14 protein-coding genes are annotated in these 14,731 nt (G+C 60.8%); 9 read left to right on the top strand and 5 right to left on the bottom strand.

Translation table 11 applies throughout. The features are described from left to right. Window positions 1-76: 76 nt before the first annotated feature. From AM571_RS16840 to AM571_RS16820, 5 genes are all read right to left on the bottom strand, one after another. Window positions 77-901 (bottom strand): TIGR00282 family metallophosphoesterase, encoded by an 825-nt coding sequence (locus AM571_RS16840; RefSeq protein ID WP_074062391.1) that lies wholly within the window; start codon window positions 899-901, stop codon window positions 77-79. A 3-nt stretch (window positions 902-904) separates the two neighbouring features. Next, window positions 905-1,501 carry a 5-formyltetrahydrofolate cyclo-ligase gene (locus AM571_RS16835; protein WP_074063307.1) on the bottom strand — a complete coding sequence of 199 codons (597 nt, stop codon included), beginning with the start codon at window positions 1,499-1,501 and terminating at the stop codon, window positions 905-907. Window positions 1,502-1,563: 62 nt separating this feature from the next. Continuing rightward, on the bottom strand, window positions 1,564-2,463 hold the full coding sequence (locus AM571_RS16830; RefSeq protein ID WP_074062390.1) for an NAD-dependent epimerase/dehydratase family protein: 900 nt from the start codon (window positions 2,461-2,463) through the stop codon (window positions 1,564-1,566). Further along, the gene (locus AM571_RS16825) at window positions 2,460-3,308 is read right to left on the bottom strand and encodes a glycosyltransferase (RefSeq protein ID WP_074063306.1); all 849 of its coding nucleotides are present in this window, start codon (window positions 3,306-3,308) and stop codon (window positions 2,460-2,462) included. The genes AM571_RS16830 and AM571_RS16825 overlap by 4 nt, the downstream gene beginning before the upstream one ends. 8 nt (window positions 3,309-3,316) lie before the next feature. Further along, complete coding sequence (locus tag AM571_RS16820; protein ID WP_074062389.1) at window positions 3,317-4,537, bottom strand: NAD-dependent epimerase/dehydratase family protein; 1,221 nt, start codon at window positions 4,535-4,537, stop codon at window positions 3,317-3,319. A gap of 114 nt (window positions 4,538-4,651) precedes the next feature. Here AM571_RS16820 and ybgC point away from each other — a divergent pair, with 114 nt between their 5' ends. The 9 genes from ybgC (at window position 4,652) to ftsH (ending at window position 14,515) form a co-directional block, all read left to right on the top strand. Then, window positions 4,652-5,107 (top strand): tol-pal system-associated acyl-CoA thioesterase, encoded by a 456-nt coding sequence (ybgC, locus tag AM571_RS16815; RefSeq protein ID WP_074062388.1) that lies wholly within the window; start codon window positions 4,652-4,654, stop codon window positions 5,105-5,107. 385 nt (window positions 5,108-5,492) lie between these two features. Further along, complete coding sequence (gene tolQ, locus AM571_RS16810; protein WP_022715757.1) at window positions 5,493-6,212, top strand: protein TolQ; 720 nt, start codon at window positions 5,493-5,495, stop codon at window positions 6,210-6,212. 18 nt (window positions 6,213-6,230) lie between these two features. Further along, window positions 6,231-6,686 carry a protein TolR gene (tolR, locus tag AM571_RS16805; protein ID WP_022715756.1) on the top strand — a complete coding sequence of 152 codons (456 nt, stop codon included), beginning with the start codon at window positions 6,231-6,233 and terminating at the stop codon, window positions 6,684-6,686. 8 nt (window positions 6,687-6,694) lie between these two features. Then, the gene (locus tag AM571_RS16800; RefSeq protein WP_074062387.1) at window positions 6,695-7,822 is read left to right on the top strand and encodes a hypothetical protein; all 1,128 of its coding nucleotides are present in this window, start codon (window positions 6,695-6,697) and stop codon (window positions 7,820-7,822) included. Window positions 7,823-7,843: 21 nt separating this feature from the next. Beyond that, window positions 7,844-9,154, top strand: a complete 1,311-nt coding sequence (tolB, locus tag AM571_RS16795) for a Tol-Pal system beta propeller repeat protein TolB (RefSeq protein WP_074063305.1) — start codon at window positions 7,844-7,846, stop codon at window positions 9,152-9,154. A gap of 155 nt (window positions 9,155-9,309) precedes the next feature. Continuing rightward, a complete protein-coding gene (gene pal / locus AM571_RS16790; protein ID WP_074062386.1) occupies window positions 9,310-9,837 on the top strand; it encodes a peptidoglycan-associated lipoprotein Pal in 528 nt (175 codons plus the stop codon). Window positions 9,838-9,999: 162 nt separating this feature from the next. Next, window positions 10,000-11,016: a tol-pal system protein YbgF gene (gene ybgF, locus AM571_RS16785; protein WP_074062385.1), complete on the top strand. Its 1,017-nt coding sequence runs from the start codon at window positions 10,000-10,002 to the stop codon at window positions 11,014-11,016. An 11-nt stretch (window positions 11,017-11,027) separates the two neighbouring features. After that, window positions 11,028-12,485 carry a tRNA lysidine(34) synthetase TilS gene (gene tilS, locus AM571_RS16780; RefSeq protein WP_237358505.1) on the top strand — a complete coding sequence of 486 codons (1,458 nt, stop codon included), beginning with the start codon at window positions 11,028-11,030 and terminating at the stop codon, window positions 12,483-12,485. 98 nt (window positions 12,486-12,583) lie between these two features. After that, window positions 12,584-14,515, top strand: a complete 1,932-nt coding sequence (gene ftsH / locus AM571_RS16775) for an ATP-dependent zinc metalloprotease FtsH (RefSeq protein WP_022715750.1) — start codon at window positions 12,584-12,586, stop codon at window positions 14,513-14,515. The last annotated feature ends 216 nt before the right edge of the window (window positions 14,516-14,731 follow it).

The following is a 14,731-nucleotide window of genomic DNA, read 5'->3' as shown; positions in this document are numbered from 1 at the left end:
ATGCGATAAGGGGATGCATCGGTCCAGCCGAAATCAGGCTGGGCCGCTCACAATTGCGTGTTGCCGGCGGGTGTTTTCAGCGCCAGAACTCCGGGATGGTTTCGGAAAGCCGCGGACCGATCCGCAGCGGCGCAATCTTTTCAGCAAGTCCCGTGGAGTCGGAAATCTCCACGCCGACACCGCAGATCGTGGCTGGGCCAGTGGCAGCTTCCATACGTCCCTTCGGCATCTTGGAAATGAAGCGGTTTAGCGGCTCTTCCTTGTCCATGCCGAGCGAGGAGTCGTAGTCGCCGCACATGCCGGCATCCGACATATAGGCCGTGCCGCCGTTCAGGATCTGGTGGTCGGCGGTCGGCACATGGGTATGCGTGCCGACCACGAAGCTGGCGCGTCCATCGACGAAATGGCCAAAGCACTGCTTCTCGCTGGTGGCCTCGGCATGGAAATCGAAGATGATTGCATCGGCCTGTTCCTTCAGAGGGCAGGCATCGAGGATCGCTTCGGCGGATTTGAAGGGATCGTCGAGCTCGGGATGCATGAAGACGCGGCCCATGATGTTTGCCACGAGCACGCGTGCTCCGCTTCGGGCATAAAAGAGCCCTGAGCCGCGACCGGGCGTTCCCTGCGGATAATTCGCCGGGCGCAGGAACTGGTCGTGGCGACCGGCAAAGGCCACCGCGTCCTTCTGGTCCCAGACGTGGTTTCCGGTTGTGACGACGTCGGCGCCGGCATTGATCGTCTCCAGGAAGATATCCTCGGTGATGCCGAAACCGCCGGCAGCGTTTTCGCCGTTGACGATCACGAAATCGAGTTTCAGGTCTGAAACCAGCCCTGGCAGGCGGTCCCATACGGTCGTGCGCCCCGTCTTGCCGACCATGTCACCCAGAAAAAGCAGCCGCATTCCTTATCCGATCCAAGAAGCAAAAAAGCGAAGGCCGCTTTCTGTCAGGATGGCATCCAGGCTTATGTCATGCGGCTCGTCGGGCACATGTGCCACTTCCTGGCAGTCGAATGCAATGCCGATCAGCTTCGGATGCATGCCTTTTTGCCGCAAACGGCCGATCGCGCGGTCGTAGTGGCCGGCGCCATAGCCGATGCGATGGCCGCGATCGTCAAAGACCGAAAGCGGCACGAGCATGATTTCCGGATCGAGAACGGTCGCCTCCTTTCCCGGTCCGGCAGTGCCGAAGCCTGTGTCAACGAGCGGCGCGCTGCGCAGGAGCTCGCGGAAGACGATCGTCTGCCTGTCGAGGATGGCGGGAACGCAGAGGCGAGCGCCGCGTGCCTCAAAGCGCGCCATCAACGGCCGGATGTCTGCCTCCGAGCGGATGGGCATGAAGCCCGAAATGATCGTGCCGGGATCGAAAGCCACGGCCTCGCCAGCGTGCTCCGCCATCGCCAGGCTTTTCTCGATGCGCGTCTCCGGCGGGATTGCGTCGCGCAGCGCAAGCCGTTCGGCGCGCATCTGGGCTTTCAGTTCCTTGTATATCGTCTGCTGCATAATGCGAACCATAAACGGCTGGCGGGCCTTTGCAATCCCATCAAAGCGGCGCGGCCTGGAGTTTACCGTAGCAAATGCTGCAATGGACCTGCCAGTTGCCGGACTGTCTGTTCGAACAGCGCCTTGCCGCCCGGCAGCCAGCCGAGCGAGCGCAACTTTTCGGTGCTCATCCGATTGATGGCAGCCTTGTCTGCCGAGGCAGGTAGAGGATTGGGACAGCCGGTTTCCTGTTGCACGAGCGACAAGATATCGCGGGTATCGGCCAGAAGATCGGAAACATTGAAAACCTCGCCGGAGATGCGGGCGCTTTCCGTCTCCAGCATCAGCCGCACGGCGCGGCCGAGGTCGCTGCCGTGAACTTCCGTTGCGGCTCGAACGGGCGCCGGCCTGCCGCTCAGGTAATCCCTGACAAGATCCGTCCATTTGTTCGGGAGCAGGCCGCCGTAGACGCCCGTGGCTCGCAAGCTGGCCGCTGCAAAGCCGGCTCCGGCCAGGTGGGCCAGCGCTCGCTCGCCGGCGAGCTTCACCTCTCCGTAAAGCGTATCCGGCTCCGGCACCATGGCTTCAGTGAGCACCGTGCCGGGCGCCGCATCCTGGTAGACGGCGCGGCTGGAGATGAAGATGCAGCGGCGGGTCCCGGCGCGCTTGGCGGTGTCGAAGAGCTTCACCGTGCCGTCAAGGTTCAGGCGACGGAAACCGCCCGGATCATCGCCTTCGCCGCCCCGATACTTGCCGGGTAGATGGCTGAGCGCCGCATGCACAAAGAAATAGGCATCGTCGAAGGCCTCGATATGATCCTCGTCGGGATCGAGCGAAAGCGGCGCGAATTCGACGGGACGGGAAAAGAGGCGCGGCAATGGCGCGCGGCGTCCGCCGATGATGACCGAATATCCGGCGCAAAGCAGCTCCTCGACGATATAGCGTCCCGCCAGGCCTGTCCCGCCGGATACCAGTACCTTCATTTCGCCTCCGGGTTCATCATGGACGCAATGTCCGGCAGGCCATTGCCGGCATGGACGAAGTGCCAGAGATCGATCAGCGGCTTGAGCCTGGCCGCCTTCGGATGATCCTTCTCCCATGGCTTTTCATATTGGTAATGCAGGACCGAAATGCTCTTCCAGTCCCATAGCGCGGGCATGGTGAACCATACATATTGAAGCATGTTGAAATAGACGGGCAGGCCGTGCCAATCCGGGAAGAAGGCTTCGAGGAAGGTCTGGTCGGTCCGTCGCCAGAAGGCATCCGGCTGGTCGAGCATAGCGAGCATCCGGCCAAAGGTTTCTTCGCAAGGCTTTGCGACGAAGACGCCGGAATTCAAGCGGCGGAAGTCGGCAAGCGTTTCATAGACATTCGGTGCTGCGGAAAATTCGGGGTAGCCGAAGAGCTTGTCGATATTCTTCAAGACGATAGCATCGGCGTCGATGAAGACGGTGCGATCGTATTCGCTCAGCTGCCACAGGCGCAGCTTGCAGAAATTGTCGAGAGGCGAATGAAAACTGGGCTTGCGGCCCTTGGTAAACGGGGCGGCGGAATGAAGCATGCCGCGGGCATGGCGGTCGTTGAAGGCGCCCGAAAGCGGCAGGTGCGCGACTGCGATCAGCCGGCAGCCAAGATCGGCAAGCGGGGCGAGGGCGCTGTTATCCACGCCGCCGGTGTGCAGCACGACGATACTGGCCGCCGTTTTCGTGAGCCGGAGGGAGCGCACAAGCGCGGTCGCACCCTTGGCATAGTCGGCATTCGTGACGAGGGTGATGTAGGCGTAGCGTTGAGGAGGCTCTGCCGATGAGGCCGCTCCAGTCTCTGTCATGTCCATGCTCACGACACTGATTTCAGCCGCTTGCCTTCCGGGTCGCGGTCGATCGTGGCGGCGATGTCCTTCGTCCACGCGGAGACGGCGGGAACGCGGGAGCGGTCGACGCGGTAAGCGAATTTCCTGGCGACGTCGACGATCTCGCCGAGCAAGCCCGCCTCGAGCGTGATCGGATTGAGCCCCAGGTCGCGGAATTTCTCGTTCTTCACGATCAGGTCGTTTTCCGGCGCTTCCTTGCGCGGATTGGGAAGCCAGGCGATCTTCGCGCCGCTCATCCTGGCGATCATCTCGGCGAGATCTCGCACCCGATGCGTCTCGGTCATCTGGTTGAAAATCTCGACACGGGAGCCGCGCGCAGGTGGATTCTTCAGCGCAAGCTCGATGCAGCGGACCGAATCCTGAATGTGAATGAAGGCGCGCGTCTGGCCGCCCGTGCCGTGCACGGTCAGCGGGTAGCCGATCGCCGCCTGGATGAGAAAGCGGTTCAGCACGGTGCCGTAATCGCCGTCATAGTCGAAACGGTTGATCAGTTGGGGATGGCGGCACGTCTGCTGCGTATGTGTGCCCCAGACGATGCCCTGGTGCAGGTCGGTGATGCGCAGCGCATCGTTCTTCGCGTAGAACTGCAGAAGGAGTTGATCCAGGCACTTGGTCATATGGTAGATCGAGCCGGGATTGGACGGATAGAGGATTTCCTGTTTCGCCATGTCGCCATCGGCCGTTTCGACGCCGACGGTCAGGTAGCCCTCGGGGATCGCGGCGCCGACGGTCGAATAGCCGTAGACGCCCATCGTGCCGAGGTGGACCAGATGGGCGTCGAGCTGTAGTTCGACGAGCGCGTTCAAAAGGTTATGCGTGGCGCTGACATTGTTGTTGACGGTGTAGTTCTTGTGCCGGTCGCTCTTCATCGAATAAGGTGCCGCACGCTGCTCTGCAAAATGGATGATGGCGTCCGGCCGGTTTTCGGCAAGCCACTTCTTGAGAAGCTCGTAGTCCTTGGCAAGGTCGATCAGATTGAAATGGATGCGCCGCCCGGTTTCGGCATGCCAGATGCGGGTTCGCTCCTGAATGGAATCCATCGGCGTCAGAGATTGCACGCCGAGTTCGGTGTCGATCCAGCGCCGCGAGAGATTGTCGAGAATGTGGACGTCGTGGCCCGCGTCTGAAAGATGCAGCGATGTCGGCCAGCCAATAAACCCATCTCCGCCCATCACCGCAATCTTCATCGCATTGCCTCCTGCATGTTCATCCACTATCGGGATACTTAAGAACTGTGACGATTGTTCAAAGCTAGGGCATTGCTGCGCCTCGCCAACAGGCATGCGAGTTTGGAGAAAATTATGGCGGATAACGGCTTTTCGATTTCTGGTGCGCTGACGCAGACGGGTCACGAACTGATCCAGCGCGTCTATTACGAAGACACCGATTTTTCCGGTCTCGTCTATCACGCGCGCTATCTGCATTTTCTCGAGCGCGGCCGCACCGACTATCTCCGCTGCCTGGGCGTTGAGCAGCGCGAGCTGATCAGTGCCGACGAGGAAGGGCTCGTTTTCGTCGTTCACCGCATGGAGATAGACTTCAGGAATCCGGCCCGCATGGACGATGTTCTCACGATCGTAACGCGCACCGAAAAGGCAGGCGGCGCGAAGATGGTGCTGCATCAGGAGATCCGCCGCGGCGAAACACCGCTCATCGCCGCCAAGGTCATCATCGCCGTCATCAACGCCAGGGGAAGACCACGGCGCTTGCCCGAGGCACTGGCCAAGCAGATGCAAATCGAGACTGAGGGGGCCTGAGGCACATCCCCGACATGCAGACACAACGCAAGGCTTGCAAAAACATGACTTTTATGGGAAGGAATTTGCGCTGCAAGGATTGCGGGGCATTCCATGGTCGGACTTCGCTCTCTTCGTGCCAAGCCGGAAAGAAAATTCTGCTGGTAAAGCTTTGCCGTCATACTCTGGCACTAACGATCTCTTAACCATAATAGTGTCTTACTCTGAAAGTCGGAGATTGTGCGGTGCACGCCTTCCTTTGACCAAATTTGACGGCAAGGAAGGCGGAAGAAGAGCTTCAAGCTTGACCAGGGCTTTGGGCGGCGGTCGCCAGGCAATTCTTGCGAGATCACTTTCTGTGCCGCCCGGTCAAGCACCGGGCGTTTGGATTCGGGGATTTTGATAAATGGAACAAGTAGGATTGGCAGCAGCAACGGCCGACGTCAGCCTCTGGTCGCTGTTCATGCAGGCAGGCATCGTCGTCAAGCTGGTCATGCTCGGGCTGATCGCAGCCTCCGTCTGGACCTGGGCGATCGTCATCGACAAGTATCTGGCCTATGGGCGCGCCCGGCGCCAGTTCGACAAGTTCGAACAGGTTTTCTGGTCGGGTCAGTCGCTGGAAGAGCTCTACAGGACCCTTTCGGAACGCAACAATACCGGGCTTGCTTCTATCTTCGTGGCAGCCATGCGCGAGTGGAAGAAGTCCTTCGAACGCGGCGCACGCTCGCCGATCGGCCTGCAGATGCGTATCGACCGGGCAATGGATGTGACGCTCGCGCGTGAAACCGAATATCTTTCCGCCCGCCTCGGCTCGCTCGCAACGATCGGTTCGGCCGGTCCGTTCATCGGTCTCTTCGGTACGGTCGTCGGCATCATGACTTCGTTCCAGGCAATCGCCGGTTCGAAGTCGACCAATCTCGCAGTCGTTGCCCCGGGTATCGCCGAGGCCCTTCTGGCCACTGCGATCGGCCTCGTTGCCGCTATCCCGGCGGTTATTGCCTACAACAAGTTCTCCGCGGATGCCGGCAAGCTGTCTGGCCGCATGGAAGGCTTTGCGGACGAGTTTTCCGCCATACTTTCGCGCCAGATCGACGAGAAGCTGCAGCCGCGTCAGGCCGCGCAGTAACCAACGGAGTACACGATTATGGGTATGGCTGTTGGAGGCAATAACGGCGGAGGCGGAGGACGCCGCCGTCGTGGTGGCCGGAACAAGGGTGTTATTTCCGAAATCAACGTGACGCCGCTCGTCGACGTCATGCTCGTGCTGCTCATCATCTTCATGGTGGCGGCACCGATGATGACCGTCGGCGTGCCGATCGACCTGCCGGAAACGCAGGCCAAGGCGCTCAATTCCGAAACGCAGCCGATCACCATTTCCGTCAAGAATGACGGTGCGGTGTTCCTGCAGGAAACGCCGATCCCGGCCGAGGAAATCGCCGCCAAGCTCGAAGCGATCGCGACCACCGGCTACAATGAACGCATCTTCGTGCGTGGTGATGCGACGGCGCCTTACGGCGTGATCGCCGACGTCATGGCGCGCATCCAGGGCGCGGGCTTCAAGAATATCGGTCTCGTCACTCAGCAGAAGAAGGACCAGTAGAAAGCAAGATGAAGACCAGTGTCGTCACATCTGCTGTTCTGCACGGCCTGGTGCTCGCCGCGGCTCTGGTGACCATTGGTTCGCCCGAATCGTTCAAGGTCGATGATTTCGAAGCGATGCCGGTCGATCTCGTGCCGGTCGAATCCATCACCCAGATGCAGCAGGGTGACAAGACGGCAAAGCCCAACGACAAGCCGGCGCCGAAGCCGACGTCAAAACCCGCTGATGTTGCAGACGCCGAGAACCTCGGCGACAACAAGGTCGATCTGAAGACCCCGCCGGTCCCCAACGCCAAGCCCAGCAACAACGAAAGCACTGCCGCGCCGAAAGCCACCGAAAAGCCGCTTCCCCAGAATGATCCCGTTCCCAACGAGGTGAAGGAGATCATGAAAGAGGACACGGTGGTCGATGAGCCGAAGGAAGTCGCATCGATTCCAGAAACCAAGCCGGAAATTGTGCCGACCCCGCCGAAGCCGGAAGAAATGCCTGCCGAACAGGCTGAGCCGCCGAAGCCGGAAGCCGAAGCGCTGCCCGACAACGTTCCCACGCCGGTCGCCAAGCCGCAGGTGAAGCCGCCCGAGCAGAAACCCGCTGAAAAGCCGCCGGAAAAAGCGCAGGACGAAAAGAAGACGGCTGACAAGCAGCCGGACAAGAAGAAGGCCGACAAGGCCCAGGAAAAGGCGAAGGCCTCGTCCTCGAAGCAGAGCGATTTCAACGCCGACGACATCGCCGCACTGCTGAACAAGCAGGAGCCTTCCAATGGCGGCGCCAAGCGCTCGACCGAAGTCGCTTCTTTGGGCGCCAAGAAGTCGAACAACACCGGCGCCAAGCTCAGCATGAGCGAGATGGATGCCCTGCGCAACGCGATTGCCGGCAACTGGCAGATCATTCCCGGCCTTGCGGACATGGACCAGGTCCGCATCACCGTCCACATGAAGCTGGACGAGAACGGCGAGATCATCGGAGATCCGGAGGTCGAAGCGACCGGCGGCAACGAATCCACACGCCGTGCGCTTGCCGGCGGTGCCTACCGTGCCGTCAAACGGTCTGCGCCGTTCACCAACCTTCCGAAAGACAAATATGACGCGTGGAGCGAAGTCATCGTGAACTTCGACCCCAGTCAGATGGCCCTTTAAATGCTGAAAGGCTTGCTCCTCATGACCAAGTGTTCCCTCATCCGCGCCTTCATGGTGGCTCTCGGCATGGCTGTGACGGCGGCTATCGCGACGCCTGCGCAGGCGCTTGTCGAGATCAACATCAACAAGGGTAACGTCGAGCCGCTGCCGATCGCCATTACCGACTTCCTGCAGGGCGACATGGGCGCGCAGGTTTCTCAGGTGATCGCAGCCGATCTGCAGCGCTCCGGGCTCTTTGCGCCGGTCAACAAGAACGCCTTCATCGAGAAGATTTCCAACCCCGATGCCGCTCCGCGTTTCGAGGACTGGAAGGTCATCAACGCCCAGGCGCTCGTCACCGGCCGCGTCACGCAGGAAGGCGATGGCCGTCTTCGCGCCGAATTTCGTCTCTGGGATACCTTCGCCGGTCAGCAGATGACCGGCCAGCAATTCTACACGCAGCCGGAAAACTGGCGCCGCGTGGCCCATATCATTGCCGACGCGATCTATAAACAGATCACCGGCGAGGAGGGCTACTTCGATACCCGCGTCGTCTTTGTCTCCGAATCCGGCACGAAGCAGCAGCGCAAACGTCAGCTCGCGATCATGGACCAGGACGGCTTCAACGTGCGCACGCTGACGGATGGCAGCGACCTCGTTTTGACCCCGCGCTTCTCGCCGAACCGGCAGGAAGTGACCTACATGTCCTTCGCCAACCAGCAGCCGCGCGTCTACCTGCTGCAGCTCGAGACCGGACAGCGTGAAGTTGTCGGCAACTTCCCGGGCATGACCTTTTCGCCGCGCTTCTCGCCTGATGGCCAAAAAGTGGTGATGAGCCTTCAACAGGAGGGCAACGCCAATATCTACACGATGGACCTGCGGTCGCGCACGACGACGCGCCTGACCTCGACGGCAGCGATCGATACCTCGCCATCATATTCGCCCGATGGCGGCCGGATCGTTTTCGAAAGCGATCGCGGCGGCAAGCAGCAGATTTACGTGATGAATGCCGACGGCTCCGGCCAGACCCGTATCTCATTCGGCGACGGCAACTATTCGACGCCGGTCTGGTCGCCACGCGGCGATCTGATCGCCTTCACCAAGCAATCGGGCGGCAAATTCTCGATCGGCGTGATGAAGCCGGACGGTTCGGGCGAGCGCATCCTGACGACCGGCTTCCACAACGAAGGCCCGACCTGGGCGCCGAATGGGCGTGTGCTGATGTTCTTCCGTCAGCCGGCCGGTGCCGGCGGCCCGCAGCTCTATTCGATCGATCTGACGGGTTACAACGAGCAGGTCATCAAGACGCCGACCTACGCATCCGACCCCGCCTGGTCGCCGCTGCTTGAGTAGTGGACGAGCCGGATTTCGCCTTCTTGTCGCCGCAAAGTGCTGGAATTGGCCGATGCAGGGACAATCAACACATTATTAACCATACTTCTTGAGCGCCGATTAACCGAGTACGGTTACAGTCCGGCAACCCTGATAAATCGCAAGGAGATCCGGCCATGAGCCGAATTCACACCCCGGCAATGAGCCGCATGCAGAACCTCGCCCGCAACCCTGTCATGATCGCACTCGTTGCCGGTCTGGCGCTTGCTGGCTGCGCCAACAAGAAGACGCCCAACAGCGCTGGCGAGCTCGGCCTCGGTGCAGGTGCCGCAACGCCGGGTTCGGCTCAGGACTTCACCGTCAACGTCGGCGACCGCATCTTCTTCGATACTGACTCGACCTCGATCCGCGCCGACGCTGCCCAGACACTGGACCGCCAGGCACAGTGGCTGGCTCGCTACCCGAACTATGCGATCACCGTCGAAGGCCATGCCGACGAGCGCGGCACGCGCGAATACAATCTCGCTCTCGGTGCCCGCCGCGCTGCCGCAACCAAGGATTATCTTTCGTCGCGGGGCGTTCCGGCTCAGCGCATGAAGACGATCTCCTACGGCAAGGAACGTCCCGTCGCCGTCTGCGACGATATTTCCTGCTGGTCGCAGAACCGCCGTGCAGTCACTGTTCTCGGCGGCGCCGGCATGTAATCCTCTCGATTATATCGTGTTGCGGAAAGGCGGCTCCTTGGCGGGCCGCCTTTTCTTTTTGAACACACTTTGGCCAGACTCCGTTGCTTTTTGAAGGTAATTGGAAAAATCTCCTGTTCGTGCCATCCAGGCGCGAAGAATCACTGGGACAGGACGAAACCTATGAAGAAACTTGTCGTGGCAGGCTTGCTCTGCCTCGCGGCCGTGACCGGAACCGAGCGAGCGGCTTTTTCCGCTTCGTTCCTCGGCATGAACTTTGGCGGCAAACCTGCGCATAGCCAGACGCAGACGCCGCCGGCCGTCAACGTGCAAAGCAGCAGCGCGGAGATGCGCGTGCAGCAACTCGAAGAGCAACTGCGCCAGCTGAACGGCCGCATTGAGGAAATGAGCTTTCAGATCCTGCAGATGCAGGAATCGCTGCGCAAGACGCAGGAAGACAACGAATTCCGCTTCCAGGATCTGGAAAAGAGCGGCGGTGCCGCCGGATCGAAGGGCAGCACAAAGAAGAGCGAGGCCGACCTGCAGCCTCCCGATTCCGGGCAGGCCGACGCACGCCCCCGGCGCCAGAACGACGATGTCGCGACGATCATCGAAACCCCGCAGGGAGCCGAAAGGGCTCCCTCCAGCGACGCTCCGTCCGACGGTTTCGGCCGCCCGCCACAGCAGTTGGGCTCGATCCAGTTCGATCAGAACGGCAATCCGATCGGTGGCAGCGTGAATGAGAACGCCGAGGTCGGTTCAGCGCCGCTTCCCGACGTAAACGCCGCGACTTCGCCGCAGCAGACCGCATCTCTCGGCAGCGAGACCGACCAGTACAAGGCCGCTTACGGTCACGTCCTTTCCGGCGACTATGCGATTGCTGAGGAGCAGTTCACCCAGTACATCGCGCAGTATCCGGGAAGCGCTCGCGCTGCCGATGCCAACTTCTGGCTGGGCGAGGCGCTATATTCCCAAGGCAAGTTCAACGAGGCCGCCAAGACCTTCCTGAATGCCCACAAGAAATACGGCTCCTCCGAAAAAGCGCCCGAAATGCTGCTGAAGCTCGGCATGTCGCTGGCCGCGCTCGACAATAACGACACCGCCTGCGCGACGCTCAAGGAAGTGACCAAGCGTTACCCGAAGGCTTCGCGCGCTGTCATAAACAAGGTCGCGAGCGAACAGAAGCGCCTCTCCTGCTGAGGATTTCCGGTTTGTCTGCGCAAACCGTGCTTTCGCCCGAGACAGCGGCCCGCCGCTTTTGCCGTTTGCTTGCCAGCCCGACACGTATTCTCATCGCGATCTCCGGCGGCAGCGATTCGACCGGCCTGCTTCTTGCCCTTTTGGAAGCGCTGAAGGCCGAACCCAATTCCGACATTTCCCTGTGTGCCGCGACGATCGATCACGATCTGCGCGCAGAATCGGCAGATGAGGCGCGTCATGTCGCAGCCTTATGCAGGTCCCTCGGCATTTCTCATGTAATCCGTGTCTGGCGCGATCCCAAACCAAAAACCGGCGTCATGGTGGCCGCTCGCGAGGCACGTTACGAGCTGCTCGCAGATGCCGCGGCGGAACTTGGCGCCAATTTGATCGTGACGGCGCACACGCTCGACGATCAGCGCGAGACGCAAGCCATGCGCGGCGCGCGCAGTCGCAGCCCCTCCACCGGGATCGCCGATGCCGTTCTCTTTGATCGCCGGGTCTGGGTCGCACGGCCGTTTCTTTCGTGCCTGCGGGCCGATATCCGCGCATTTCTCTCGGCCCGCGCCATGCCTTGGCTCGATGATCCAAGCAACGAGGATGTAAAATATGAGCGCGTGCGGACGCGCGTGGCATTGGCAGGTGAGGGCGCCCCCGGGCGCGAAGCCTACGGCGCCGATATCCGCCTGGAGCTTTCACGGCAGGCGGCCTTGTGGCTCGGCCAACACTTTACACGTCCCGGCGAAGGGCTGGGCCGCGTGGCGGCAAAGGGACTTGAGGCGCCACTGGACGTGCTCGGCTATGCGCTCGGCCGTCTTGCGGCCGTTTTCGGCGGACAGCGATTTGCGCCAGGGCGCGTGCAGATGGGTCGCATTCTCGGTTTTGTGACCGCCGGCAGGCCAGGACGCATGACCGCAAGCAGAGTGGTCTTCGATCTCAGACGCGACGGCCTTTACCTTGCCCGCGAAAGCCGCGGCATCTTGCCACTGGTTGTTGCGCCTGGGAAGCGCGCCATCTGGGATGGCCGGTTTGTTGTCGAGAACAGCTCGTCGTCGGACGTGACGGTTATCGCACGTTTTGCCAGCGCCTCCATCGTTTCCGCGCCCGTCAGCGAAATCCAGCAACGGCGCGTCGGCGCCGTCAACGATGCCTTTGCATCCGATACGCTCAAGGCCCCGGGCACGCTCCAGCCCTATGGCCGGCACGGTACCGATGAAGAGGCAGGGGGGGCGGACTTGCCCAAAGCTGCGTTCAAGCGGGCATTGGCCGCCCAACCATGCATTCTAGTCGCCGCCTGCCCGAACATGTGCGTGATTTCTCATCCCGATGTCAGCCTCACGCGGTATTTTGCGTTGTTCGACCGCTTTTTGACACGATTTGATCTCATCTTTGCTGAAAGCCTCGCGGCGGCTTTTGGAATGCGCCCCTATCCAAGCCCGCCTTTTGGTCTTATTGACGGAAAAGCCATCTGACAGAGTGTATCGCCTTGGCAACGGCACCGCGCAACCCTATGTTAGAAGCCAAATAAGACGGCTGCCATGAGGCGGTTGTTGCAGTGCTGGGGAGTTCAATGAACCCTAACTTACGAAATTTCGCCTTGTGGGCAATCATAGCGCTTCTGCTGATTGCCCTTTTCAGCATGTTCCAGACGACGCCGGCACAGACCGGCTCGCGCGACATACCCTATTCGCAGTTCCTGCGTGAGGTCGATGCGGGCCGCGTCAAGGAAGTCGTCGTCACGGGCAACCGTGTCTCGGGAAGCTATGTTGAAAACGGCACCACCTTCCAGACCTATTCTCCTGTCATTGACGACAACCTGCTCGAGCGCCTGCAGTCGAAGAACGTACTGGTTTCGGCCCGGCCTGAAACCGATGGTTCGTCAGGCTTCCTGAGCTACCTCGGCACGCTGCTGCCGATGCTGCTCATTCTTGGCGTCTGGCTGTTCTTCATGCGGCAGATGCAAGGCGGTTCGCGCGGCGCAATGGGCTTCGGCAAGTCGAAGGCCAAGCTGCTCACCGAGGCGCATGGCCGCGTCACCTTCGATGACGTCGCAGGCGTCGACGAAGCCAAGCAGGACTTGGAGGAAATCGTCGAATTCCTGCGCGATCCGCAGAAGTTCCAGCGTCTCGGCGGCAAGATCCCGCGCGGTGTGCTGCTGGTCGGACCTCCCGGTACCGGCAAGACGCTGCTTGCCCGCTCCGTTGCCGGCGAAGCCAACGTTCCGTTCTTCACCATCTCGGGTTCCGACTTCGTCGAAATGTTCGTCGGCGTCGGCGCAAGTCGCGTCCGCGACATGTTCGAGCAGGCGAAGAAGAATGCGCCCTGCATCATCTTCATCGACGAAATCGACGCTGTCGGACGCCATCGTGGCGCCGGTCTCGGCGGCGGCAACGACGAACGCGAACAGACGCTCAACCAGTTGCTGGTCGAGATGGACGGCTTCGAGGCCAATGAAGGCATCATCCTGATCGCGGCGACCAACCGTCCTGACGTTCTCGACCCCGCATTGCTGCGTCCGGGCCGTTTCGACCGCCAGGTTGTCGTTCCGAACCCGGATATCGTCGGCCGCGAGCGCATCCTCAAGGTGCATGCCCGCAACGTTCCGCTGGCGCCGAATGTCGACCTCAAGGTTCTAGCCCGCGGCACGCCCGGATTCTCCGGTGCTGACCTGATGAACCTCGTCAACGAAGCCGCCCTGATGGCCGCACGCCGCAACAAGCGTGTCGTCACCATGCAGGAGTTCGAAGACGCCAAGGACAAGATCATGATGGGCGCCGAGCGCCGCTCTTCGGCAATGACCGAGGCGGAAAAGAAGCTCACGGCCTATCACGAAGCCGGTCATGCCATCACGGCGCTCAACGTCGCCGTCGCCGACCCGCTGCACAAGGCAACGATCATTCCGCGCGGCCGTTCTCTCGGCATGGTCATGCAGCTTCCTGAAGGCGACCGCTACTCGATGAGCTATAAGTGGATGGTCTCGCGCCTGTGCATCATGATGGGCGGCCGCGTTGCGGAAGAACTTACCTTCGGCAAGGAGAACATCACCTCCGGTGCGTCTTCGGATATCGAGCAGGCTACCAAGCTTGCCCGCGCCATGGTCACGCAGTGGGGCTTTTCCGACCAGCTCGGTCAGGTTGCCTATGGCGAAAACCAGCAGGAGGTCTTCCTCGGCCATTCCGTATCGCAATCAAAGAACGTTTCCGAGGCCACGGCTCAAAAGATCGACAACGAAGTGCGTCGGCTTATTGACGAGGCATACACGCAGGCGCGCGATATCCTTACCGAAAAGCACGACGACTTCGTCGCGCTTGCCGAAGGATTGCTTGAGTACGAAACGCTGACCGGCGAGGAAATCAAGGCGCTGCTGCGCGGTGAGAAGCCGGCGCGCGACCTTGGTGACGACTCGCCGCCGAGCCGCGGCTCGGCCGTGCCGAAAGCCGGCGCACGCCCGGCTTCCAAGGGCGACGAGCCGGAAGCAGGGCTCGAGCCCCAGCCGCATTGACTGAAAGCAACTCGAACGAACAAGGCCGGATTTTCCAGCAGAAGATCCGGCCTTTTTCCGTCGGTAACGGGATATAATCAATTTTCTTGGTAATTTACGTGATGGCGCCTAGGATTTGTGGCATGCCGCTATCATGAAGAGGCCGCAATGGGGCTTTGTATTGGGACGAATCGTCTCTGCGGCTTGAATTGCTTGGCGCGCTGAAAGCATAGGGGA

Source organism: Rhizobium etli 8C-3 (assembly GCF_001908375.1).
GTDB lineage: Bacteria > Pseudomonadota > Alphaproteobacteria > Rhizobiales > Rhizobiaceae > Rhizobium > Rhizobium etli_B.
The sequence above is the reverse complement of the archived record's forward strand: the minus strand, read 5'-3'. Positions and strand labels throughout refer to the sequence as shown.